Source organism: Stenotrophomonas sp. LC732, from assembly GCF_052446685.1.
In the GTDB taxonomy this organism is placed as follows: Bacteria; Pseudomonadota; Gammaproteobacteria; order Xanthomonadales; family Xanthomonadaceae; genus Stenotrophomonas; species Stenotrophomonas muris.
On the sequence record NZ_CP199214.1, the window covers coordinates 2,270,398 to 2,293,050 of the forward strand.

General features: G+C 67.1%; 19 protein-coding genes and 1 pseudogene. 10 read left to right on the forward strand and 10 right to left on the reverse strand.

Annotation, left to right across the window (positions count from 1 at the left end; all coding sequences use genetic code 11):
• Positions 1–21 precede the first annotated feature (21 nt).
• The 3 genes from ACT6SE_RS10935 (at position 22) to ACT6SE_RS10945 (ending at position 1,973) form a co-directional block, all read left to right on the forward strand.
• Positions 22–405, forward strand: a complete 384-nt coding sequence (locus tag ACT6SE_RS10935) for a sensory rhodopsin transducer (RefSeq protein ID WP_014647273.1) — start codon at positions 22–24, stop codon at positions 403–405.
• A 101-nt stretch (positions 406–506) separates the two neighbouring features.
• Positions 507–1,373: a glucose 1-dehydrogenase gene (locus ACT6SE_RS10940; RefSeq protein ID WP_012480369.1), complete on the forward strand. Its 867-nt coding sequence runs from the start codon at positions 507–509 to the stop codon at positions 1,371–1,373.
• A 6-nt stretch (positions 1,374–1,379) separates the two neighbouring features.
• Complete coding sequence (locus ACT6SE_RS10945; protein ID WP_014647275.1) at positions 1,380–1,973, forward strand: mechanosensitive ion channel domain-containing protein; 594 nt, start codon at positions 1,380–1,382, stop codon at positions 1,971–1,973.
• Between the two features lie 116 nt (positions 1,974–2,089).
• On the opposite strand, the gene ACT6SE_RS10950 is transcribed toward ACT6SE_RS10945, so the two are convergent.
• Positions 2,090–4,033 carry a MacB family efflux pump subunit gene (locus tag ACT6SE_RS10950; protein ID WP_046430826.1) on the reverse strand — a complete coding sequence of 648 codons (1,944 nt, stop codon included), beginning with the start codon at positions 4,031–4,033 and terminating at the stop codon, positions 2,090–2,092.
• A gap of 2 nt (positions 4,034–4,035) precedes the next feature.
• On the reverse strand, positions 4,036–5,217 hold the full coding sequence (locus ACT6SE_RS10955) for an efflux RND transporter periplasmic adaptor subunit (protein WP_444811157.1): 1,182 nt from the start codon (positions 5,215–5,217) through the stop codon (positions 4,036–4,038).
• A 237-nt stretch (positions 5,218–5,454) separates the two neighbouring features.
• On the opposite strand from ACT6SE_RS10955, the gene ACT6SE_RS10960 reads away from it, so the two are divergent.
• The 4 genes from ACT6SE_RS10960 to ACT6SE_RS10975 all read left to right on the forward strand — a co-directional run bounded on the left by ACT6SE_RS10960 (position 5,455) and on the right by ACT6SE_RS10975 (position 8,988).
• On the forward strand, positions 5,455–6,021 hold the full coding sequence (locus ACT6SE_RS10960) for a hypothetical protein (RefSeq protein ID WP_172412191.1): 567 nt from the start codon (positions 5,455–5,457) through the stop codon (positions 6,019–6,021).
• A 53-nt stretch (positions 6,022–6,074) separates the two neighbouring features.
• Positions 6,075–6,791, forward strand: a complete 717-nt coding sequence (locus ACT6SE_RS10965; protein ID WP_046430903.1) for a response regulator — start codon at positions 6,075–6,077, stop codon at positions 6,789–6,791.
• Between the two features lie 3 nt (positions 6,792–6,794).
• On the forward strand, positions 6,795–7,871 hold the full coding sequence (locus ACT6SE_RS10970) for an ATP-binding protein (RefSeq protein WP_046430905.1): 1,077 nt from the start codon (positions 6,795–6,797) through the stop codon (positions 7,869–7,871).
• Between the two features lie 190 nt (positions 7,872–8,061).
• Positions 8,062–8,988: an ABC transporter six-transmembrane domain-containing protein gene (locus ACT6SE_RS10975; RefSeq protein ID WP_046430829.1), complete on the forward strand. Its 927-nt coding sequence runs from the start codon at positions 8,062–8,064 to the stop codon at positions 8,986–8,988.
• A gap of 857 nt (positions 8,989–9,845) precedes the next feature.
• Here the strand turns inward: ACT6SE_RS10975 and ACT6SE_RS10980 are convergent.
• Both ACT6SE_RS10980 and ACT6SE_RS10985 read right to left on the reverse strand, forming a co-directional pair.
• Positions 9,846–10,934: a DNA glycosylase AlkZ-like family protein gene (locus tag ACT6SE_RS10980; protein WP_046430830.1), complete on the reverse strand. Its 1,089-nt coding sequence runs from the start codon at positions 10,932–10,934 to the stop codon at positions 9,846–9,848.
• Positions 10,935–11,038: 104 nt separating this feature from the next.
• On the reverse strand, positions 11,039–11,623 hold the full coding sequence (locus tag ACT6SE_RS10985) for a TetR/AcrR family transcriptional regulator (protein WP_014647283.1): 585 nt from the start codon (positions 11,621–11,623) through the stop codon (positions 11,039–11,041).
• Positions 11,624–11,881: 258 nt separating this feature from the next.
• On the opposite strand from ACT6SE_RS10985, the gene ACT6SE_RS10990 reads away from it, so the two are divergent.
• Positions 11,882–14,077 carry a TonB-dependent receptor gene (locus ACT6SE_RS10990; protein WP_046430832.1) on the forward strand — a complete coding sequence of 732 codons (2,196 nt, stop codon included), beginning with the start codon at positions 11,882–11,884 and terminating at the stop codon, positions 14,075–14,077.
• A 131-nt stretch (positions 14,078–14,208) separates the two neighbouring features.
• Here the strand turns inward: ACT6SE_RS10990 and ACT6SE_RS10995 are convergent, their stop codons facing one another.
• Together ACT6SE_RS10995 and ACT6SE_RS11000 are read right to left on the reverse strand one after the other, a co-directional pair.
• Complete coding sequence (locus ACT6SE_RS10995; protein ID WP_014647285.1) at positions 14,209–14,565, reverse strand: hypothetical protein; 357 nt, start codon at positions 14,563–14,565, stop codon at positions 14,209–14,211.
• 463 nt (positions 14,566–15,028) lie between these two features.
• A pseudogene (locus ACT6SE_RS11000) lies at positions 15,029–15,693 on the reverse strand (TraX family protein).
• 114 nt (positions 15,694–15,807) lie between these two features.
• Here ACT6SE_RS11000 and pip point away from each other — a divergent pair.
• Complete coding sequence (pip, locus tag ACT6SE_RS11005; protein WP_046430834.1) at positions 15,808–16,755, forward strand: prolyl aminopeptidase; 948 nt, start codon at positions 15,808–15,810, stop codon at positions 16,753–16,755.
• Positions 16,756–16,813: 58 nt separating this feature from the next.
• Here the strand turns inward: pip and ACT6SE_RS11010 are convergent, their stop codons facing one another.
• The 4 genes from ACT6SE_RS11010 to ACT6SE_RS11025 form a co-directional block, all read right to left on the reverse strand.
• Positions 16,814–18,016, reverse strand: coding sequence for a hypothetical protein (locus tag ACT6SE_RS11010; RefSeq protein WP_141098651.1), 1,203 nt, complete (start codon positions 18,014–18,016; stop codon positions 16,814–16,816).
• On the reverse strand, positions 18,013–20,532 hold the full coding sequence (locus ACT6SE_RS11015; protein WP_046430836.1) for a TcfC E-set like domain-containing protein: 2,520 nt from the start codon (positions 20,530–20,532) through the stop codon (positions 18,013–18,015). The genes ACT6SE_RS11010 and ACT6SE_RS11015 overlap by 4 nt, the downstream gene beginning before the upstream one ends.
• Positions 20,533–20,590: 58 nt before the next feature.
• Positions 20,591–21,091 (reverse strand): CS1 type fimbrial major subunit, encoded by a 501-nt coding sequence (locus ACT6SE_RS11020; protein WP_046430838.1) that lies wholly within the window; start codon positions 21,089–21,091, stop codon positions 20,591–20,593.
• Between the two features lie 125 nt (positions 21,092–21,216).
• Positions 21,217–21,951 (reverse strand): hypothetical protein, encoded by a 735-nt coding sequence (locus tag ACT6SE_RS11025; protein ID WP_046430840.1) that lies wholly within the window; start codon positions 21,949–21,951, stop codon positions 21,217–21,219.
• 356 nt (positions 21,952–22,307) lie between these two features.
• Here ACT6SE_RS11025 and ACT6SE_RS11030 point away from each other — a divergent pair, with 356 nt between their 5' ends.
• On the forward strand, positions 22,308–22,607 hold the full coding sequence (locus ACT6SE_RS11030; RefSeq protein ID WP_046430842.1) for a hypothetical protein: 300 nt from the start codon (positions 22,308–22,310) through the stop codon (positions 22,605–22,607).
• The last annotated feature ends 46 nt before the right edge of the window (positions 22,608–22,653 follow it).

Here is a 22,653-nt window from a genome sequence, read left to right on the forward strand (position 1 = left end):
CCCTCCAGCTAAAACGGCGTCATGGAAACGAACACCTCCTGCATCGGGCATCGACGCTGGGCTATCGCCGAAGGCTACATTCCAGCCTGGAGCAACGGCCCGTCGCCGGAGATGCAGAGTCACGAAACCTGCTGCGTCCTCAATGCGGGCAACGAGGACGCGCATGTCACGCTGACCCTCTACTTCGAGGACCGCGATCCTGTCGGTCCCTACCGGATCACCGTGCCAGCACGACGCACCTGCCACCTGCGCTTCAACGACCTGCAGGATCCGGCGCCGGTACCACGCGGCACCGGCTTCGCCACCCTCATCGAATCCGACCAGCCGATCATCGTGCAGCACACGCGGCTGGATTCGCGGCAGCCGGCCAACAGCATCATGACCACGATCGCCCATCCCTTGTGAAGCACCGTGCGCAGTCGTCCACGCTGCCACGACACCGCGCCCTCCGGCCGTTTACCCGCGCCGAGCGAGACTGCCGCCAGGTTCCCTTTCGGAGAGTGACGATGGCCCTGCCCGACTACCCACGTCCGCCGTTCCCGGCGCAGCAGCAATCCTTCCCCGGCAAGACCGCGCAGATGCAGCCCCGGCCGGACCACGGCGAGGACAGCTACCGCGGCCATGGCCTGCTGCAGGGCAAGAAGGCACTGATCACCGGCGGTGACAGCGGCATCGGCGCAGCGGTGGCCATCGCTTTCGCGCGCGAGGGTGCCGACGTCGCCATCGCCTTTCTTGATGGCGAGCAGGACGACGCCCGCCATGTGCAGCAGCAGATCGAACAGGCCGGGCGCAAGGCCGTGCTGGTGCCCTGTGACATCAGCGACCCGGCGCAGGCGCGCTCGCTGGTCGACCGCGTGGCCAGCGAGCTGGACGGTCTCGACATCCTGGTCAACAACGCGGCCTACCAGCGCTACTACGAGCATTTCGACGACATCACCCTGGATGACTGGAAGCGGACGTTCGATACCAATGTCCATGCCGTGTTCAATCTGACGCGGTTGTGCGTACCACACCTGCGCGGTGGCGGCGCGATCATCAACACCGCATCGGTCAATTCCAAGCGACCGACCCCGAACATCCTTCCGTACTCTGCGACCAAGGGCGCCGTCGCCAACCTGACGCTGGGGCTGGCGGGCCTGCTGGCCGAGCATCAGATACGCGTCAACGCCGTGCTGCCCGGCCCGATCTGGACACCGTTCATTCCGGCAGGCATGGCCGCCGAAGAGGTCGAACAATTCGGCTCGCAGACGCCGTTCGGCCGACCCGGGCAGCCCGCGGAACTGGCCTCGGCCTACGTGATGCTGGCTTCGGACAGCGCCAGTTATACCTCCGGTGCCTTGCTGACCATCTCCGGCGGCGCGGCAACGCTGTGACCGCCCATGGCCGGACTGCCTGCCTGGATCGCGGATTGGCTGCTGGTGGTGGTACCGGTGGCCGAGGTGCTGGTCATTCTCGGGGTGGCCTGGCTGATGGTGCGTGCACTGGCGTGGCTGCTCGTGCAGGCCCGGCAGCGCGGCAGGCTGGCTCCAGAGCTTCATGTGGGCCTGCGCCGCGGAGGTGCATTGCTGCTGTATCTGGCGGCCGCGCTGCTGATACTGGAGCGGCTGGGCGTTTCGCGCTCGGTGCTGTGGACCGCGCTGACCGGGTTCATGGCGGTCGGTGCGGTGGCGTTCTTCGCCGCATGGAGCGTGTTGTCCAACCTGTTCTGTTCGTTCCTGATCGTGGCTACGCGCCCGTTCCGCATCAACGACACAATCGAAGTGCTGGAAAGCGTGGACAAGCCGGGCCTGTGCGGCCAGGTGGTGGACATCAACCTGATCTACACCACGCTGAGTGACCGTGGCGAAGGCGCGCGCGGTTGCCTGCTGCGCGTGCCGAACTCGTTGTTCTTCCAGCGCATCACCCGGCACTGGGGTGACAGCGGCTATTCGCAGCTGCCGGGCAGCCTGCCGATAAAGGGCAAGGTGCGCTGAGTCGCTGTAGAGCCGAGCCCATGCTCGGCTCGCTGCGCGCAGCGCAGGGTGCGTCGCGGCCGAACGGAGCGCAGCCGAGCGTGGGCTCGGCTCAACAGGTGCCACTGCGGGCGACCCTACTCCGCCGCCAATGCCTGGATCGGGTCCAGCTGTGCGGCATTGCGGGCCGGGAAGTAGCCGAAACCCAGCCCGATTGCCGACGAACATGCCAGCGCGGCGAGCACCGGCCCTGGCGTGAACAGGAACGGCACCCCCAGCGACAGCAGGCTGGACAGCGCCCCTACGGCGAAGGCCAGCAGTACGCCCAGCACGCCACCGGACAGGCAGATCAGCACCGCCTCGATCAGGAACTGGCGCAGGATGTCGCCCTGCCGGGCCCCCACTGCCAGCCGCACACCGATTTCGCGCACGCGCTCCTTCACCGACACCAGCATGATGTTCATCACGCCCACGCCACCGACCACCAGCGCCACCGCCGCAATCGCCGAGACCAGCGCCGCCATGGTCTGGCTGGATTTCATCACCGCCTTGCGGATCTGGTCCGAGTTGTAGATGAAGAAATCGCGACGACCATGCAGGCGCTCCAGCTCGGCGCCCAGCGAGGCCTCGGCGGCGTTGGTGGGTACGTTGTCGCGTACGCGCACGGTGATGCTCTCCAGGCGCTGGCTGCCCAGCAGCCGGGAGGCAGCCGACGTATAGGGAACGTAGACGGTTGGCGTGGCCCCACCGGCGAATGCATTGGCACCCACCACGCCGATCACCTCGACCGGCATGCCGCCCAGCAGCACCGTGCTGCCGACGGGGTTGCCAGTGAACAGTGCCTTCGCTGCCTTCTGGTCGACCACGCCCACTGCCCGATGCGCCTCCACCTCGGCATCAGTGAAAAACCGGCCGGCCCTCAGGCGCAGCCCGCGCACGCGCGGCAGATCGGCACCGGCGCCCAGCACCTGCGTATTGGCTCGTCGGCCGCCCTGCAGTGCTGCTACCGAACCGCTGAGGTTGGGGCTGACACTGTCCACGTAACTCAGGGCGGCCAGGTGATCGGCATCGCCTACCACCAGCGTTTCGATCTCCGCCGAGCGCGGGTCACCGAAATCGGCGCCCGGGAAGATCTCCAGCGTGCTGGCGCCCAGCTCGTTTATCTGCGCCTCGACCTGCGCCTGCGCGCCTTTGCCCAGCGCAACCACGGTCACCACCGCGGCCACGCCGATGATGATGCCGAGCATGGTCAGCAGGGTGCGCAGGCGATGGGCCAGCATCGAGCGCACTGCCATGCGCGTCGCCTCGCGCACGGCATCGATGCGGGCGCGCCGCTCGGTAGCCGCCGTGGGTGTGCGCCCCGGTGCGTCCGCACCCTGCCGCACCGAAGGGCCGCGCTCCTGGCGATCCGCCACCACACGCCCATCGGCGATCTCGATCACCCGTGACGCGTGGGCAGCAATCGCCGCATCGTGGGTGACCAGGATCACGGTATGGCCCTGCGCATGCAGGCGCTTGAGCTCCGCCATCACCTGCCTGCCACTGGCATGATCCAGCGCGCCGGTCGGCTCATCGGCCAGCACGATCGCGCCGCCGTTCATCAGCGAGCGTGCGATGGAGACGCGCTGCTGCTGGCCGCCGGACAACTGGCTGGGCCGGTTCGCGGTCCGCTCGCCCAGGCCGAGCGTTTCCAGCAGCAGGCGGGCACGCGTGGTGCGCGCATCGGCCTCCACCCCGGCATAGACGGCGGGCAAGGCCACGTTCTCGGTGGCACTGAGGTTCTCCATCAGGTTGTAGCGCTGGAAGATGAAGCCGAAGTGCTCGCGGCGCAGGCGCGCCAGCTGGTCAGGCGACATCTGCTCGGTCGCAGCCCCCTCCACGCGGTAGCTGCCTTCGGTCGGCCGATCCAGGCAGCCCAGGATGTTCATCAGCGTGGACTTGCCCGAACCCGAGGGGCCGATGATGGCGATGAACTCGCCGGCATCGATGCGCAACGAGACCTCCTTCAGCACCACCACCTCGCCGGCGGCCGAGCGATAGGCGCGCGATACGCCCTTCAATTCCAGCAGTGCGTCGGCCATGCTCACATCCCCAGCAGGCTGGTGGGTTCGGCATCGCCACCGCTGGGCGCCTGGCCGACCACCACGTTCTCGCCCGCTTCCAGGCCAGAGAGGATCTGCATCGCGGTGGCGGTGCGCAGGCCGGTAGTCACAGCGCGCTCGTGGGCGCGGCCTTTCGCATCGACTACCCGCACGGTTGCGCCGTTGCCGTTCTTGTCGTCGGACTCGCCCAGGGCGGTCAGCGGCACCTGCAGTGCATTGGCCACGCGTGCCAGCTGGATCGTCACTTTCACCGTCATCGAAGGCTTCAGCATCAAGCCCGGATTGGCCACGTCGAACAGCCCCGCGTAGTACACCGCTTTCGGCGTCTGCGCCGATCCGCCGCTGTTGCCGCTGGACGCGTCGGCAATCGACGACGGCGCTGGCTCAAGCTGCTGCAGGTGCGATTCATAGCGGCGCCCGCTCGGTCCCAGCGTCGAGAACCACAACGGTTGGCCGGGTGCGATCAGTTCCACGTCAGCCTCGGCGATCTCGGCGCGCACCGTCATCGTGTCCATCTGTGCCAGCATCACGATGGTCGGCGTGGTCTGCATCGAGTTCAGCGTCTGCCCCGCCTTGGTGACGATGGCCACGATGTAGCCCTCGGACGGCGACACGATACGGGTGTAGCCCAGGTTGATGCGGGCGGTTTCCACCTGGGTCACCGCCTGGTCGATCTGCGCCTGCAACGCAGCGGCATCCGCGCGCGCCGCATCGCGCGCCACACGTGCCGCTTCGAAGCCTTCCTGCGAGACCAACCGCGACGCCACCAGCTGCGATTGGCGATCGTACGTGCGAAGGGCCTGGCGGTAGCGCGCCTGGCTGGCCGCATGTTGCGCACGCAGCGCGTTGGCGGCGGCTTCGGCACTGCGCAGGGCAATGCGCTGCGGTTGTGAATCCACTTCGGCAATCAGGTCGCCGGCCTGCACGTGCTGGCCCAGCACCACATGCAGGCGCGTGACCTGCCCGGAGACCTGCGCGCCCACGGCCACCAGTTCTTTCGGATTGACCCGGCCGACCGCCTGCACGGTCTTTTCCAGACCGGCGACCCTTGCCGGTGCGGTGATCAACGCGGCATCCTCGCCATCGGCAAACGCCCACCAGCAACCGCCGCCGGCAAGAACGGCCAGCGTTGCGGCAATGATCCAGGTCCTGCGGTTGTTCATCGAAACTTCCGGGGGTGCGTGCAGTCGCCCGGTGCGACCGCCAGGGCCGCAGTCTGGAAGCCCCAGGTGGATGTTTCTTGGAGCGGCTGTGGAGATTGGATGGAGACGCGACCGCCGTTCAGGCACCGCGTCGGCCGCTGAATCCATGGCGCGGCTCCACGCAATCTCGACACAATCTCGACCAAGTCTCCATCAACGGTCGCTAGCCTCGGCGGCCTCGCCGACTGCCAGCCTGCCGTGCCCCTTTCCTACCCGGACCTGCCACCCCTCGATGTGCGCCGTGCCTACCTGGCGTGGTGTGCGCCTTCGCCGTGGTTGATCGCACTGGTGCTGGCATCGACCAGCACATGGATGTGGGTCGCACCGTATCCGCGACTGCCGTTGCTGGCCGGCTTCGGGGCCGCCGCCCTGCTGGGGTTCCGCAGTGACGGGCCCGGACGCACCCGCCGCTCCGGGTCGCTCGCATCGCTGGCCTTGATCGGCCTGGCGTTCTGGTCGGCAACACCTCCGGCCGCCAACGTCAACCTGCATCTGCTGCTTGCGCCCGTCACCGCCGTGGTCGCCGCCCTGCTGGCAGTGCGCCTGCGCGCCATTGTGGGCATGGCCTCGCGGCTGCAGGCCCGGGTGAACGCCACCCCCATGGCCTCGCGCTGGAACGCGCTGCCTGCCGCGGTGTCTACCCTGACGCTGCAGCAGCTGCGCGGCGCGGGTTCGGTGGACCCCAGCCTGCAGCGCACGCTGGTGCTGGCCACGCTGGCCTGGGCGGCCAACGAAGAGGCGCAGGCCAGGGAACGCCGACGATGACCCTGCCCCTGATCCGGCCCCTGCCCGCCCTGGCCTCGAACCCGCCGTACGCCATGAAATACGAACCCCGTAACCGACAGCCCCCCTTGGTGCTGATTGCCGAAGATGAGAGCGAGATCGCGGACATCCTCGGTGCCTACCTGGCCCGTTCGGGCCTGCGCAGCGCACGCGCCGCCGACGGCGAGGCGGCGCTTGCCAGCCACCGCCAGCTGCGCCCGGACCTGGTGCTGCTGGATGTGCAGATGCCCAAGCTGGATGGCTGGCAGGTGCTGAGCGAACTGCGGCGTCGCGGCAACACGCCGGTGATCATGCTCACCGCGCTCGACCAGGACGTGGACAAGCTGACCGGCCTGCGCGTGGGCGCTGACGACTACGTGGCCAAACCATTCAATCCCGCTGAGATCGTTGCACGCATCCAGGCCGTGCTGCGCCGCAGTGCCCGCAGCGTGGCCGAAGAACCCACCGGGCTGATCCGCCAGGGCCCGTTCGAGATCGACCTGCGCAGCCACGAAGTGACGGTCCGCAACGGCGAACAGGTGCACGCACTGAACTTCACCCTCACCGAATTCCGGCTGTTGGTGCACATGGCGCGCGCGCCGCGCCAGGTGCATGCGCGGGTAGACCTGCTGCACGCCTGCCTGCCCGAGGGCGATGCGCAGGAGCGCACCGTCGACAGCCATGTCAGCAAGCTGCGGCGCAAGCTCGAGGATGTCGGCGTGATCGGCATTCCCGCCACCATCCGTGGCGTCGGCTACCGCTTCCTGGACTGAATGATGACTGCGAAAGGCAAGAGCATCGGCCGCCAGATCAGCCTGTCGATCACCGTGGCCTCGCTGTGTTCGACGGTGCTGTCGATCAGCGGCTTCTACCTGTTCTACTACCTGCTGGAGGTGTTCTATCCGCGCTGGTATGACGAGCCGAAGTCCATGATGCCCTCCGGGCTGGAGTGGCTGTGGATCGGCCTGACCGCCACCGTGGTGGTGGCGTTGGCCACCCTGATCGCGTCTCGCCTGACCCGGCGCATCATCACCCCGTTGAATTCGGTGGCCGCAAGCCTGCGTCGCGTGGCCAGCGGTGACCTGGAGGCGCGCGCGCGCGGCGGCGACACCTCGATGGCCGAGGCCGCCACGCTGGTCAACGACTTCAATTCCATGGCCGAGCGGCTCAGCCGGATGTCCGAGAACCGCGTGTTCTGGAACGCGGCCATCGCACACGAACTGCGCACGCCGATGACCATCCTGCGTGGCCGCCTGCAAGGCATCGCCGAAGGTGTATTCGAGCCGGGCCCCGAGCAGTTCAACAGCATGCTCACCCAGCTGGAGGGACTGACCCGCATCATCGAGGACCTGCGCGTGGTCAGCCTGGCCGAGAGTGGCCACCTGGATCTGCGCCTGCAACGCAGCGACGTCAGCGTGCAGGTGGCGGCGGTGGTGGAGGCGATGTCCGAGGCGCTGACCGAAAGTGGCTTCTCGGTGAGCCTGGACGCGCGGCCGTCGCTGGCGGACTGCGATCCGGCCCGCATCCGCCAGGCGGTGCTGGCATTGCTGGAGAACGCCCGTCGCCATGCCATCCCCTGCCCGCTGCGGGTGCGCGTCACCCTCGCTGAGGGGCACTGCGCGGTGGCCGTGGAAGATGGTGGCCCGGGCGTGCCGAACGACCTGCGCGACAGCATTTTCGAAGCCTTCCAGCGCACCGATGTGTCGCGCTCGCGGCAGAGCGGGGGCTCAGGTCTCGGCCTGGCGGTCGTGCGTGCGATTGCCGTGGCCCATCACGGAACGGCGCAGTGTCGCGCTACCGAGCGTGGCGGCAGTTCGTTCGAGATCCGCTGGCCGGTGCACGTGCGCCGTTGAGGCGGTAGACGCTGCCCTGGTAGCGGCCCACCTTGGTGGGCACCACGCGCGTGGCTGAACGCCGCCGATTTCTCCACGCAATCTCCATCATCCCTCCATGCCCGCTCCAAAGGGCTGCAGATACTGGGCGCGACCCGGCAGATGGCAGGCATCCGTCCCCTGCCCTGTCCCCGAACCCCCCAGGCATCCCATGGAACACCCCCACGATCCAGCGGCCGCTGCCGGCAGCATCGGCCAGCAGAATGCGGCCGCCACGCTCAAGGCCATCCTGCGCACCTACCCCTGGCAGCTGACCGGCACGTTCTCGCTGGTGGCGCTGGAGAACACCCTGCTGCTGGCCTATCCGTTGTTCGCAGGCTTCGCGGTAGACGCGATCCTCAGCGGCAACATCAGCCATGCCATCTCCTATGCCGGCGTGGTACTGCTGTTCTGGCTGGTGGGTGCCGCACGTCGGGCGGTGGATACGCGCACCTTCACCCGCATCTATGCCGATCTGGCAGTGAGCGTGGTGCAGGCGCAGCGCCGGTTGGGCCAGGCGACGTCCACTTCGGCGGCACGCGTGGTGCTGGCCCGCGAGTTCGTCGACTTCTTTGAAAAGCACGTGCCGATCATCGCCACCGCGCTGGCATCGATGTTCGGTGCCGTGGCCATGCTGCTGGCGATCGAGCCGATGGTCGGTGCCGCTGGCCTGGCCACCCTGCTCGGCGCCCTGCTGGTGCTGCCCTCGTTCGCACGCCGCAACGAGCAGTTGCACGGCCGACTGAACAACCGCCTAGAACACGAAATCCGGCTGGTCGACCGGGTCAGCCCCTCGGTGCTGCGCCGCCACTACACCACGCTGTCGCGCCTGCGCATCCTGCTGTCCGACCGCGAAGCCGGCGCCTATGTGGTGATCGGCCTGGCTGCCGCGGCATTGTTCGCGCTGACCATCGGTCGCCTTGCCACCAGTGAAGGCGTTACACCGGGCCACGTCTACGCGGTGATGACCTACCTGTGGACCTTCGTCGGCAGCCTGGACGATGCGCCGTCAATGGTGGATCAGCTTGCGCGGCTGAAGGATATCGGCCGCCGCGTCAGCCCCGGCATGGACGATGCGGACCACAAGGGCGCCGCTTGACCGGTCGCTGCCCACCTTGGTGGGCACCGACGAGAGCAGCGCCAACCAAGGTTGGCGGCTACCGGGCCTGAGCGGTGTTGCCCTGGTAGCTGCCCACCCTGGTGGGCACCGACGGAAGCCAGCGCCAACCAAGGTTGGCGGCTACCGGGCCTGAGCGGTGTTGCTCTGGTAGCTGCCCACCCTGGTGGGCACCGATGGAAGCCAGCGCCAACCAAGATGGGCGGCTACCGGGCCTGAGCGGTGTTGCTCTGGTAGCTGCCCACCTTGGTGGGCACCGATGGAAGCCAGCGCCAACCAAGATGGGCGGCTACCGGGCCTGAGCGGTGTTGCTCTGGTAGATGCCCACCTCGGGTAGCTGCCCACCTCGGCGCGCACCGACGGGAGCCAGCGCCAACCAAGGTTGGCGGCTACCGGGCCTGAGCGGTGTTGCTCTGGTAGCTGCCCACCTTGGTGGGCACCGATGGAAGCCAGCGCCAACCAAGATGGGCGGCTACCGGGCCTGAGCAGTGTTGCTCTGGTAGCTGCCCACCTTGGTGGGCACCGATGGAAGCCAGCGCAACCAAGGTTGGCGGCTACCGGGCCTGAGCAGTGTTGCTCTGGTAGCTGCCCACCTTGGTGGGCACCGATGGAAGCCAGCGCAACCAAGGTTGGCGGCTACCGGGCCTGAGCGGTCTTGCTCTGGTAGCTGCCCACCTTGGTGGGCATCGATGGAAGCCAGCGCCAACCAAGGTTGGCGGCTACCATGCCTGAGCGGTGTTGCTCTGGTAGCTGCCCACCTTGGTGGGCACCGACGGAAGCCAGCGCCAACCAAGGTTGGCGGCTACCGGGATCGATAGATACCCATGCGCCGCTTGGCGCTACAGGAACTCCGCCATGCGCTGCAGCTCGTCGTCCAGCGCGCCACGAAATACCTTGTCGCGGACCAGCGACTTGCCGGCATAGCCCACGTTCGACACCAACTCACCTTCGCGCATGCTCAGGTTGGCCCAGCCCACCACCTGCTCATGCCACAACACCGGCAGTGCGTAGTAGCCATACTGGCGCTTCGGTGCAGGCGTGTAGGCCTCGAACTTGTACACCCAATCCCACAGCAACTCGAAACGGCGGCGGTCCCACACCACCGGGTCGAACGGCGCCAGCAGGCGCACCTGCTCATCCGGTGCATGGCGGCGCGAGCGCGGATTCTCGTCCGCCGGCCAGTACCAGGTGGTGCCCTCCAGCGTGCAGCTGGCCAACTGCTGCTTGGCCAACGCCAATGCCCTGCGGGTCTGCTCGGCCAGGTGCGGCGCGCCATAGCCCAGCAGGCGCACCAGATAGGTCAGGCTGGCCGAGGGCAGCGGCGCGTACTTGCGCACCACCAGATCGATCAGGGCGGCAGCACGTTCGATCTGCGCCTGTTCGCTGGAATCGGGCTCGGCATGCTCGGCCACCGCGTAGATGCGCGTACCGCTGTCGCGCCGTTGCACCCGCAGCATCCCGCGGTAGTGCATGCCATCCAGCAGATGCGTGCTGGCGTTGCTGGTGCCGCCCCAGTAGTTGGTCACCCGCCCATGCGCGAATGCCTGGTCGACCTCGCGCGGGTGCACGCTGCCACGCTCGCGCACAAAGGCCAGCACGTCGGCCGCACGGCGATGGGTCTCGGCATCCCACTCGCGCTTGGAAACCCGTGGGTGCATCAGCGCCAGATGCTCGCGCGGCAGGAAGCCGTAGTTCACCAGGCAATCCTCTTCCACCGGCAGACGCGTGTAGCGGCGCTCAAGATCGCCCGCGCGGTAGCCCTTCACCCGGTGGCGCAGGGTCAGGTCCTGCGCGCGAGCGGGTGCGCGGATCGGGTCGGCCTGCACGAAGCCCAGGCGCCGGATCGCGGTCAGCAGCGTGGTCGGCTTGAACAGGGTGCGCGCCACCGCGTAGCGGCGAAGGTCATCGAGAGTGGGCGTGGCAGGCATGGCCGCATTGTATTCTCGACACTACGCGATCCGTCCAGTAGAGCCAGGCCACGCCTGGCTGGCGTCATGGTGAACGGCCGCGATCATCCACGCACGGCGTGCATCTACCGAAGCCGCGATACCTCCAGCGAACCGATCACCAGGGCCCGCATGCCCTGCTTGAACTCGGTGATCACCTGCCCCTCCTCGTCGTCCGCAATCGCGTAGATGGTGTCGGCGCCGGCGATGCAGTAGAACGCGATCGTGGCCAGCAGCCAGCGCGCCTTGTCCACCGGCAGGCCGAACACCTCGGCCACGTGCGCCTGGTGCGAGGCGATCTTTTCCAGCATCGGCGCGGTCGCCACCGTGCGCCGCAGCAGGTAGGGCGGTAGCCCGGGATGCGCCTTCACCACTTCGCACAGCGACTCCACGAACCCCATCAGATAGGCCTCCAGCCCACCCGGTGCGTCGACCGACGCGCGCGGAATCTGCCAGCGCTGGAACACCGCCTCCGCCACCAGGCGCTTCAACGCCTCCAGGTTGGCCACGCGCTTGTACAGCGCTGCCTGGGTCACCGCCAGTTCGGCGGCCACGTTGGCCATGGTCAGGTTGGGCAGGCCCAGGCGGATGCCGATGTCGGCCAGACGCTCCGGGGTGATGGTGGGCGGGCGGCCACGGGTCGGCGCCGTTGGATCGGGGTGCGTGCTCATACGGTGCCTGCTCTTACGGTGCGCGTCCATACCCTGCTGAGGGTGCCAGCAAAGGGACCCTCTTGTCCGCTTCGATTGATTTAGTTTACTTTACTCAACTAATTCGGAATGCGTCCGCCGCGCACCCGTAACCGAGCCCATGGCTCACCTCCCGCCAGGTCCCCACCCAGCCAACAACCCTGCGCTGCGCCCTTTCCCCGTGCTTGCCGTCGGCAGCGCGCCAGGCGCGCTCGCGCCTGCGATTCACAGGACTCTGGCATGACCGTTTTCAACTTCACTTCTGCACAGCATCGCGCTGCCGCCGCATCCTCCGGCCTGATGTATTCGCCGGGCATGGTCCGGCGCTACCGGGTGTCCGCCCTCGCGCTGGGGCTGCTGGCCTCGTTCGCCGCGCTGGCCGACGCCGCGCCGTCCACCCTTCCGTCGGTACAGGTGCAGGAACAACGCCGGGTCACTGCAGACTATGCGGGCGGGCAAGTGGCTGCCGGCAGCCGCGTCGGCCTGCTCGGCGACAAGGATTTCATGGACACGCCGTTCAATACGGTCAGCTACACCGAGTCCTTCATCCGCGATCGCCAGGCCAAGGACCTGACCGACGTCATTGCCGCCACCGACCCCACGGTGTTCAGCAACGGCGTCACCGGTGCCTGGAGCGAGAACTACGCGATCCGCGGCTTTGCCTCCAACACCAGCGACACCACCTTCAATGGCCTCAGCGGCATGGCGCCCTACTACCGCACCTCGCCGGAAATGTTCGAGCGCATCGAGGTGCTGAAGGGACCGTCTGCGCTGCTCAACGGCATGCCGCCGGGCGGCTCGGTCGGTGGCAGCGTCAACCTGGTGCCCAAGCGCGCAAGCGAGCAACCGCTGCTGCGGGTCAGTGCCAACTTCGCCTCCGATGCGCAGTTCGGCACTCACGTGGATATGGGCCGTCGCCTCGGCGCCGACAGGCAGTTCGGCATCCGCTTCAACGGTGCCTACCGTGATGGTGACGGCGCCGTCGGCAAGCAGCGCAAGAAGGTACAGCTCGGTTCGCTGGCACTGGACTGGCGCGGCGAACGTATGCGGCTGTCGGCCGATCTGTACAGCGCCGACGACCGCGTTGACGGCCCGGCGCGTGGCGTCGGCCTGGCACCGGGCGTGGCCATTCCGCGCCCGCCACGCGGCGATACGCTGATCAACCCGGATTGGGCCTACGTGGACAGCCAGGACAAGGGCGCGATGGTGCGCGGAGAACTGGATGTCAACGATAGCCTGATGGCCTACCTCGCGTACGGCACCAGCAGGACCGACTACCGCTACAACGGTTCGATCAGCGCGCAGATCCTCAATCCAGCCGGCAACTTCACCACGGTGATCGGCCAGCTCGCCTTCGACATCAGGAAGCAGTCCGCAGATGCCGGCCTGCGCGGTTCCTTCCACACCGGCAACGTCGGCCACCAGTGGGCCGCCAACGTGACCCACTACCAGCACACCCAGAACGACTACGGCCGGCGCAGCGTACCCGGCTGGGACTGGACCACCAATCTGTACAACCCAGTGTGGGGCCCGGCGGCGCCGTTCGTGGCACCGCACATCTCGCATACCGAGCTGACGCTGGACAGCCTCGGCTTCGCCGACACCCTCGCCTTCGCCGATGACCGCGTGCAGCTGACGCTGGGCGTGCGCCGCCAGCAGGTGGTCAGCGAGACCTTCAACGTGTCCACGGGTGCACGCACCTCGCGCTACGACGAGAGCGCCACCACGCCGGCAGCGGCCCTGCTGGTGAAAGCCACCGACGCGATCTCCCTCTACACCAACTACATCGAAGGCCTCAGCCAGGGCGCCACCGCGCCGATGACCGCCGCCAATGCCGGCGATGTGTTCGCACCGTTCCGCACCAGGCAGAAGGAGCTGGGCCTGAAGCTGGACCTGGGCAGCTTCGCGCACACCTTCAGCGTGTACGAGATCAAGCGACCGAACAGCTACACCGACCCGGTCACGAATATCTTCTCGTTTGGCGGCGAGCAACGTAACCGGGGCGTGGAATGGGGCTTCTTCGGCGCACCAATGGACGGCGTGCGCCTGCTCGGTGGAGCGGCCTATGTGCAGCCGAAGCTGACCCGCACGGCCGGTGGCGTGAATGAAGGACGCATCGCCACCGCCGTGGCGCAGCGGCAGGCCAAGCTGGGCGTGGAATGGGATGTGCCGACCTTGCAGGGCCTGACCCTGACCGGCAATGCCACGGCGATGTCGAGGCAGTACATCAGTGCCGACAATAGCCTGTCGGTGCCGGGGCGTACGTTGTTCGACGTGGGGGCGCGCTACAGCACCACCGTGGCGGGTCGATCGCTTGCGCTGCGGGCCAGCGTGAACAACGTGACCAACAAGTCGTATTGGGGCATGCCGTTGTTGTCGAGCCTGGCGCTGGGTGCACCGAGGACGGTGCTGGTGTCGGCAACGATGGATTTCTAAGCTGGCGTGGAACCCCTGTAGAGCCGAGCCATGCTCGGCTCCGTTTCGTCCGCTGAGCCGAGCATAGGCTCGGCTCTACAGGACGTCGGGCAATCCGCGAACGGCATCCACGCATGGCGTGGATCTACGTGTCATTCCGGATGCAGGCGATAGATGGCGTGGCTGGTCAACGCCAATGCCGCCAGCTTCAGCCCTTCCATTACGCGATCGCCCACGTACTGTTCCGGGCCGCCATTCTGGCGGGCGCGTTCGGCCGCCAGCAGGATCTCCTGCACGATACGCAGCCCGGCCAGTGCACCGTCGGCGTCGGCCAACGCCAGGCACCGGCCCGGCAGCTGATGGCGCTCGGGCCAGGGCTGGCCGTCGGCAGCCGCGCCCAACCCGATGCGATGCAGCAGGGCCGTCAGGTTGTTGGGATCGGGCGGGATGTCGTGGCCTTCATCGGCATTGGCCGGGGCGTGCTGATGGGGGAACTCCGATGCGTTCATGGCAGGTCTCCGTGCAAGGCATGCGGGACCACCACCCTTAACAATCAAGGCGGCGGACGGTGCGTGGCTGGAAATCCCGTGAGTCAGTGCTATACCCGGGCGGTGGGCTTGCGCCCACCTCCACGCACCGCCCGCCATGGAACGCGAACGGAATGCCAGCCGACGCCGCGCAAGGCGACGCCGGCTGGCAAGCGTAAACAGCACTTACTCAACGGGGTTTCCAGGCCCCGGCCACCCTTTTTCGGTGGCACCCCATCATGTGCACAACGGGGTGGCAGGCGCCAACAACCCAAGTGCCAAGACAGCAACGTTCACGCAGTGGCAGCATTGTCGCATATCGACAATCGAGCCGAAGATTCAACAACTTGCGCCACGCCAACGGCGGCGTTCCCCACCCGCATCGGCACCACGCGTTCCTTGACCGCATCCGGCTTTCAAGACGCGCGACACGCCAGTTCCGACATTACACAAGCAGATGGGCAATCAACGCCAGCACCGCCAGATGCCCCACGTAGTAGCCGTAGAACAGCCAGCGCCAGCGCGGCAGCTGCCACGGCACCCGCGCGGCCAGCAGCACCACCGGAACGGCCAGCACCGCCCAGCCGTTGTGGTTGGCCCAGCACACCGCCGCAAGCGCGACCAGCAGCGGCCACCACGCCCGATGCCGGAACGCGATCCAAGCCAGCAGCACGGCGCCAACGCCGGCCCACTGGTAGTCCACGAACATCGGCAGCACGCCGGCAGCCAGCAACAGCAGCACAGGCCGATTGTTCGCAAGCGCATGCACGGCCACCACCGCCAGGGTGAAGGCGAGCAGGATGTTGAGCGGCAGCCAGGAACCGAACGCAAGTGCGTGCAACGGCTGCGCGATCAGCCCCCATAGCGCGAGCCGGCGCACGATTTGCGTAGGTCGGCGCCCGGCTGGGCCAGGTTGCAGGCCATCACCAGCGCGAACAGCGGGAAGGCGATACGCCCCAGTTCGCTGACCACCGGCACGTAGCCCCCGAAGACCACCTTGGCCACGTGGTCGCCGGTCATGGCCAGCAGCGCGATCCACTTCAACAGCTCGCGCGCGCCGCTGCCGAGGCTGAGGTTGAACGTGGACGTCCCGGTCGTGGTCGCTTGCATCGCGGAAGCTTATGCGCATCGGCCAGCGCATTTCCAGCGCCGCGCAGGAGCCCGCCACTGCAAGCCGTAGATGGCGGCGCTATGCTGGCCGCCCCTGCTTGTGAGACACCCGCCATGCGCACCCTGTACCCGGCCATCGAGCCCTACCGCGAATTCGCCCTGCCGGTGAGCGATCTGCACACGCTGCATATCGAAGAGTGCGGCACGCCGGAGGGCATTCCGGTGGTGTACCTGCACGGTGGCCCGGGCGCCGGTATCTCGCCGACCCATCGGCGCTTCTTCGACCCGGCGCGCTACCGCATCGTGCTGATCGACCAGCGCGGCAGCGGCCGTTCCACGCCGTTCGGCGAGCTGCGCGACAACACCACGCAGGACCTGGTGGCGGACATCGAAAAGGTGCGTGAGCACCTGGGCATCGAGCGCTGGCTGGTCTATGGCGGCTCCTGGGGCTCCACGCTGTCGCTGGCCTACGCGCAGGCGCATCCGGAACGCGCCACCGGCCTGATCGTGCGTGGCGTGTTCCTCGGTCGTGAGATCGAGAACCGCTGGTTCGCCGAGGCCGATGGCGGTGCGCGCTGGATCTTCCCGGAGCGCTGGGACCGCTACGAGGCTTATATCCCGGAAGCCGAGCGTGGCGACATGATCGCGGCCTACTGGGCGCGCATGGATGGCCCGGATCAAGCAACCCGTATCGAAGCCGCGCAGGCCTGGTTGGGCTGGGAAGACAATGCGGCCACCCTGCAGCACGACGTGGATGCCGAATCCACCGATGATCCGCTGGATACGCTGGCGAAGGCCCGTATTGAAGCGCACTACTTCCGCAACGGCATCTTCCTGGAGCCGGACCAGCTGCTGCGCAACATCGATCGCATCCGCCACCTGCCCGGCGTGATCGTGCAGGGGCGCTACGACATCATCTGCCCGCCGCGCAGCGCCTGGGACCTGGCCAAGGCCTGGCCGGAAGCGCGCCTGGAGATGGTGACCTCCGGCCACAGCGCCAACGAGCCGGCCACGGTCGATGCGCTGGTGCGGGCGACGGATGCCTTTGCCGACCGGTTCTGAACGCCTGGGGTAGTGCCGGCCGCTGGCCGGCACCCCCGCAACACACTCCTGCGTGCGACTACGGGTTGGCGTCAAACACCACGGTCATGTTGCCTTCCCAATGCGAGCCTGGCGCCTTCAGCATCTCTGTTACGGCGGCCCGTCCTGCGGTGAACCGCAAGGTCGACCGCCGCTGCATCAGATAGCCATCCGGCGTGAAGCGCGGCGCCTGTGCGTCGTCGGGTAACAGCGGTGTGTCCTGCGCCGGGCGCCCATCGCGCAGATTGCGCATGCCGGGCAAGGTGACGTCCACATCCACCGGTACAACCTGCCCAAGCGTCTGATTACGAATGCCGCAGCGATTGCCCGCGTCGTGCTCACAGCGCAGCTTCATGCTGAAGTCCGTTGAGCTGGTCAGATGGAATGGCAGCTCCTGATAGAGGCGTGTCGGGGCACGGCCCTGATCGGTCCACTGCGCCCAACCTGCCTCCGGCGCCAAGTGCACCTGCGGATTATCACTTGGGAAACGTACCTGGAACTGGTGGGACACCGTGAAGCGGAACTTCAACGTGATCGGTTCGGTCGTGACGTCATCACCAAAGTCAATGTCCCTGCCCGCACCCCCCGCAGTGTAGGTCAACTCGCCTTCATAGATACCGTCGATCAGAGACAGGGGCGAAGGTGCCGTGATGAGAAGACCCAGACCGAACCAGGACATCGCATAGTCGGCCGGCTGTGAAAGCGCTGTATCCCCCTGCGAGTTGCACGGCACCGGCATCTCTGGATTGCGGACGATCCATCCAAACCTGACAAATGATCCGGCGCCAGCCGTATGAACGTAGCTGCACCCTCCACGCACTGATCGTGTGAATACGGGATTGGATCCACCTCCGGGCGTCACATGACCGCTGACGGTGGCTATCGTGATTCGCACTTCAGCTTCAGTACCCGTGACGGTGTTACGTAGCATGACGGTCCGGGGAGCGGGCAATCCAAGATAAAAGCGCTTACGAACATCACCATTGTGCTCGTAGGTTTTACTCCACTGCAGTGGAACATCGACGGAGTAGGCGCCATCATCCGCACAGAACTCCGGCCGCCACGAGCAGTAGCTGCCGCGCGGCGTTGTATTCCGGAAGACCATCCGGCCCGGGTCCAGGGCTGACGGGGCAAACTCTGCCGTGACCAGCACTTCTGCCGCACATGCACTTGCGGCCGCGCCAAGCCCAATCACGACCAGCCCTGCGCCTCGCAGCGCTGCCATCAGTGAGCGGATTCTCATTTCGCATGCTCCTCGGTTCTCGCGATCGACGGCGGGCATCCCGTCGCCCCCACCATCAACACATCCCCTTCCCTGGGGTAGCGCCCCTCCTCCATCGTCAGCGTGCAGCTGACCAGGTTGGGGTAGCGCAACTCCACCACCGGCGCACGGGCGCTCAGTTCCAGGGTAAAGAAGCCGTCCTCCTGGCTGACGCTGCGGCCGGCGTGGTTGATCACCTGCACGCCGCGCACACCGTTGCCGTCTGCATCCAGTACCTGGCCCATGACGGTGAAGGTGCGCAGCACGTCCAGCGTGGCATGCATCACGCCGCCCTTGTTGAGGTGATAGCTGACGACCGATGGCTGCAGCGTTGCCGACGGCGCATGCCGCCCCTGGAAGTCGAACTGCACGTGGCCTGCGCGATACGCGGCCACCGGAACGAAGTTGCGGCCCGGGCGCAGCGCCACGCCGCCACCGTGGCTGTCGTCCGCACGCAGGGCAAGATCGGGATAATCGCTGCGGACATCGACAATCAGCCCGGTGTCAGCGCTTCTGCCGCGCCCCTGCCCCAGCACAGCGGCGCGCCCGCCGCCAATGACCACAGTGCTGTCGAGGTTGGCGGTGCCGCTGATGCGGCCCGATTCCGCGCCGCGATAGACCTGCATGTCACCTTCCACAAACGTGCTCTGCAGCGAGGCACCCGCGCCCGCGCCCAGCCCGCCCCGCTCGGCGGTGACTGTGCCATTCACGCTCTGCAGTACGGCTCCGTCCATGCGCTGGGTGGCGGTCGCGGTCACATAGGTATCGCGGCGACCGGCATCGCCGGTGCGGCTGCCGAGGCTGCCGCTGTAGCTGCGTCGATCGCTGCCCAGTGACACACTCACCGTCAGGTCGATCCCGCGTTGCCGCCGGTAGCCCGTGTAGCGGGCGCCGGGGCGGTCATAGGCGGAAACGCGCCAGTTGACATCATGCTTGCCGAACACCGTCTCCCGGCGCCCGTACGAGACATCGATGCCGGTCCCGCGGGTGAAGCCCGAACTGCGGGCCACGCGCAGGCTGGCAGTGTCGCGGTGCCCGAAACGATGCGTGATCGAGATGGCCGTGGTGTCCTGCCAGCCGCCGCGGGTCTCCCAGCGTGGGGCGCTGCTCGCGTCCGCCACGACGCGCTCGCGCTGCTCCACCCAACCGCGCGCATGGTTGGCCACCACCGAGCCGGCACGATAGCGGTACAGGCCCTGCAGGTCCACGCCGCGCCCGGCGTCGCTGGAGGTATAGACATTGGTGTAGGTGCTGAAGCGGTCACTGGCCTGCCAGTCCATCGACACACCCGCCGCATGCCGCGCGCCGATCCGCTGCACGGTGGCCCCGGCCACCGCACGGGAATGCAACAGGTAATTGACCACGGCACCGGCCGCGGCGCCGCCCTCGCGGGCGCTTCCGGCGCTGGCCAGCAACCCGCGCTGCTGCCCTGCGAACGCGCTGTAGCGCCACCGCCGGCTGGGATCCTGCCAGCGGCTGGGCTTGTGGATGGAGGCGCTTTCGCGGGACGCTTCTCGACCGTCCTGGACCACCCGCAGTTCCACATCGTAGATCCCGCCGGGTAGCCGGCGCGTATCGATTTCCTGGATGCCGGGCTTGACGGCCTGCGTGGACAGCAGGTTCCCGTCGCGATAGATCTCCACCACGCCTTCGCCGCTGGCCGTGACATAGACGGGATAGACACTGGGGCTTCGCGTATCGGCCAGGAGTACGTCCGAGGATCCGAACATCAGGCCCAGCGCCGTATCGTTCTGCGTACCCGGTGCCCGGGGCTGGCGCACAATGCCCTCGAAGGTGGGCAGGAAGTAGCCGGCGCGAACGAAATGATCGCCCAGTTCGCGCTGGGCATACAGGGCACTGAGGTAGTGCTCGCTGCTGCCGGGCTGGGCGTAGTACTGGTAGCTGCCAACCGTGCTCCAGTGGCCGGCACTGCCGCGCAGTTCAGCGCTGTAGCGTACGGTGGCCTGCTGTTCCTGGCCGCCGTGCACGGCAAGACTGTTGCGCACGATCAGCCCCCGGCTGCCCGCGTCCGGCAAGGCGATGTGGCGCCCCTCCTTCTGCGCGCCGGCAGGCGTCAGTACACTCAGCAGCGAGTTGGACAGACTGTAGTGCAGCGCTGCCATGCCCCGGCACTGATGCCTGCATACGCCCAGCGCCATCGGTTCAGCGAGTTGCTCGCCCCAACGGGCACGCTCGGTCTGTGCCAACCGGCTTTCGTGGCTGTCGCCAAAGCCGATCACCTGCACCCGGTTGTCTTCGTGCAGCAGAACCTCGGCGTCACCCAGATACTGCCCATCCAGCTCCACGCGCACGGTGAGCGGGTTGCCAAACAGGTGCTCGCGGAATTCGGCCGGCATGCGTTCGCGCTGCTGCTGCAGGCTGGGCAGCTCGCCCGGCGCGAGGCCGGCCGCCTGCGTTGACGTGGCAAGGACCACGGCACCGATCGCGGTCGCGAGCTGGGCCAGGCGGAATCGACGGTGGTTGGAGGACGAGAGCATGGACGCTGTTCCGGCGTCCCCGCCGCATCATCGGATGCGGCGGGGTGCCTGAAGGAACTCAGGGGGTGATGTCGCTTTCGAAGATCATGTGGAACTGGCCACCGTAGCTGCCCTGCTTGTAGCCACCCGACGGCGCGGTCGGCGCAATGGCGAAGGCAAGCGACTTGCCGGCGGCGGCCTGGGCCGCGTTGGCGACGGTGATCTTGGCGGCGGCGGTTGCCGGAACCTCCACGTTGTCCAGCTTCACCACCAGGTCCACGACGTCTGCGGCCGACGCCATCTGTGCCGGCGACGTCAGGTAGGCGGTGATGGCAGCCGGCGACTTGATGTTGATGACGCGCCCGGTCAGTTCGCCCAGCGTTTCGCGCGCGGTGTCCCACGGCAGGTTCTGCGGCAGGCCTTCCCAGCCGTCAGGCGTGGACACCTGCAGGCCAGCGGTGTTCGGGACGTCGGCGGTCACGTTGACGGTGATCGACTTGGATTCGGTGGCTGCCAGGCTGACAGCCGGTGCGATGAGGGCTGCAGCGGCTGCAGCCAGGGCGTACTTCTTCAGGGACATGGAAATGCTCCGGGATCGGTGGATGGATACGATGGGATACGACGCCAGGACGAAGACACAGCCTCCCCGCCGGGCGCCTGGCGAACCCGGTGGGGACGTTGCAGAAAGGGGAGATGGGCGGACGATCAGCGGCGCGAGTCGATGCTGCGGCGGTCGTCGCCCTCCCTCAGGTCGTAGCGGGCGAACCGGCTGTCGTCGGCCTGCAGCGCATAGGTTCGCCCGGGCCGGACATGGACGATGATGCCGGGCGTGCAGGCATCCGGACTGTTTCGCTCGCAGTACCGCAGGTTGTCCAGCACCACCGTGGCGTTGCCACCGTTGTGCACGTGACCGTCCTGCACACGGGTGTCATAGCGCGTGTTCCGCGGTGCCACGAACAGGATGGTGCCGTAGCCGGTGAACACGCGAACTGCCGAAGTCAGCCCGGTGATCTCCTGCACCTGCGCATCACTGAGCGAAAACTCCTCGGCGCTCGGCACCACCGGAATGAAGCGGAGCCGGTAGTAGCGCTCCTCATCACGGTCACCGCGATAGACCAGGCGCGTCGCCTGTTGGCCGTTGGCGGCAATGATCAGGCGGCTGGGGCTGGCGATCACCCCGTGCGCACCAGGTGCGTTGCGTACCAGCGCCACGGTGTCCACTGGCGTTTCGACAACCTTGCCGTCTGCATCGAAGTGCATCTGGGTGACCTCAACGCGCACGTATGCGGTCACATCACCGGTATTGCGTATGCGCTTGAGCAGGTTGCTCTGCGCGGGCGCAAGATGATCGAACAGGAGACCCACGTTGATCTGTGGTGTCGTGGCATGGGCGCTGCTGACGCACAGAGCCAGCAGGATCAGAATGAGTGCGCGTTGCATGACGAACTCGCGGGGGAGAGGCGAGCGGTTAGTTTCACGGCAGCTTTACAATCAGGCTATGCAACAACTTGCAAAAAGGTCAGATATTTCCGACCTCGCAAAGTGGCTCCGCCCAGGTCAACCCGGAAATCCTGTCCGCGCACTCGGCCGCGGCGGTCTGGCCCGTTGCACATCGCGACGGCACGCCCTGGATCAGCATCGGCGGCTGGCACACGCATGGGGCGTGCGGGTGAACGGGCGCCCACCGCTGCATGGCGACCCCGCCGGTTCTTCGCAGCTCGCTTACGGACCCGGGCCGAAGATCCGGCCGTGGCCATCCAGACGCATGGCCCGCGTCCCCACTTCTGGAGCCTGTCATGACCGGTATTCGCTACGTTCCTGCTGTCCTCGTCATCACCATCGGCCTGCTGCTGGGCGCCTGTTCCAAGACCCAGGAGGCGAGCAAGGCCACCGCCGCCGAGGACGTCACCGAAGTGAAGCTGATACCGCCGTATGAGTCGCTGGACAAGGACAAGGACGGCATCGTCACGCTGGCCGAAGTGGATGCCGTGGCACCCGACTGGGCCGAGCGCCTGCATGCCTGCGATACCGACCGTGACAAGACGTTGACCCGTGGCGAGTACGACGTCTGCAAGCAGACCAGCGGCGCGCATTGACCCACCACTGAACCCTCGATCGGCACCGCATACGCCCGGCTATACC

Excerpts from the sequence above, each read along its gene's own strand:
- ACT6SE_RS10935 (WP_014647273.1), top strand. The coding sequence starts at position 22 with ATGGAAACGAACACCTCCTGCATCGGGCATCGACGCTGGGCTATCGCC.
- ACT6SE_RS10940 (WP_012480369.1), top strand. The coding sequence starts at position 507 with ATGGCCCTGCCCGACTACCCACGTCCGCCGTTCCCGGCGCAGCAGCAA.
- ACT6SE_RS10945 (WP_014647275.1), top strand. The coding sequence starts at position 1,380 with ATGGCCGGACTGCCTGCCTGGATCGCGGATTGGCTGCTGGTGGTGGTA.
- ACT6SE_RS10950 (WP_046430826.1), bottom strand. The coding sequence starts at position 4,033 with ATGGCCGACGCACTGCTGGAATTGAAGGGCGTATCGCGCGCCTATCGC.
- ACT6SE_RS10955 (WP_444811157.1), bottom strand. The coding sequence starts at position 5,217 with ATGAACAACCGCAGGACCTGGATCATTGCCGCAACGCTGGCCGTTCTT.
- ACT6SE_RS10965 (WP_046430903.1), top strand. The coding sequence starts at position 6,075 with ATGAAATACGAACCCCGTAACCGACAGCCCCCCTTGGTGCTGATTGCC.
- ACT6SE_RS10970 (WP_046430905.1), top strand. The coding sequence starts at position 6,795 with ATGACTGCGAAAGGCAAGAGCATCGGCCGCCAGATCAGCCTGTCGATC.
- ACT6SE_RS10975 (WP_046430829.1), top strand. The coding sequence starts at position 8,062 with ATGGAACACCCCCACGATCCAGCGGCCGCTGCCGGCAGCATCGGCCAG.
- ACT6SE_RS10980 (WP_046430830.1), bottom strand. The coding sequence starts at position 10,934 with ATGCCTGCCACGCCCACTCTCGATGACCTTCGCCGCTACGCGGTGGCG.
- ACT6SE_RS10985 (WP_014647283.1), bottom strand. The coding sequence starts at position 11,623 with ATGAGCACGCACCCCGATCCAACGGCGCCGACCCGTGGCCGCCCGCCC.
- ACT6SE_RS10990 (WP_046430832.1), top strand. The coding sequence starts at position 11,882 with ATGACCGTTTTCAACTTCACTTCTGCACAGCATCGCGCTGCCGCCGCA.
- ACT6SE_RS10995 (WP_014647285.1), bottom strand. The coding sequence starts at position 14,565 with ATGAACGCATCGGAGTTCCCCCATCAGCACGCCCCGGCCAATGCCGAT.
- pip (WP_046430834.1), top strand. The coding sequence starts at position 15,808 with ATGCGCACCCTGTACCCGGCCATCGAGCCCTACCGCGAATTCGCCCTG.
- ACT6SE_RS11010 (WP_141098651.1), bottom strand. The coding sequence starts at position 18,016 with ATGAGAATCCGCTCACTGATGGCAGCGCTGCGAGGCGCAGGGCTGGTC.
- ACT6SE_RS11015 (WP_046430836.1), bottom strand. The coding sequence starts at position 20,532 with ATGCTCTCGTCCTCCAACCACCGTCGATTCCGCCTGGCCCAGCTCGCG.
- ACT6SE_RS11020 (WP_046430838.1), bottom strand. The coding sequence starts at position 21,091 with ATGTCCCTGAAGAAGTACGCCCTGGCTGCAGCCGCTGCAGCCCTCATC.
- ACT6SE_RS11025 (WP_046430840.1), bottom strand. The coding sequence starts at position 21,951 with ATGCAACGCGCACTCATTCTGATCCTGCTGGCTCTGTGCGTCAGCAGC.
- ACT6SE_RS11030 (WP_046430842.1), top strand. The coding sequence starts at position 22,308 with ATGACCGGTATTCGCTACGTTCCTGCTGTCCTCGTCATCACCATCGGC.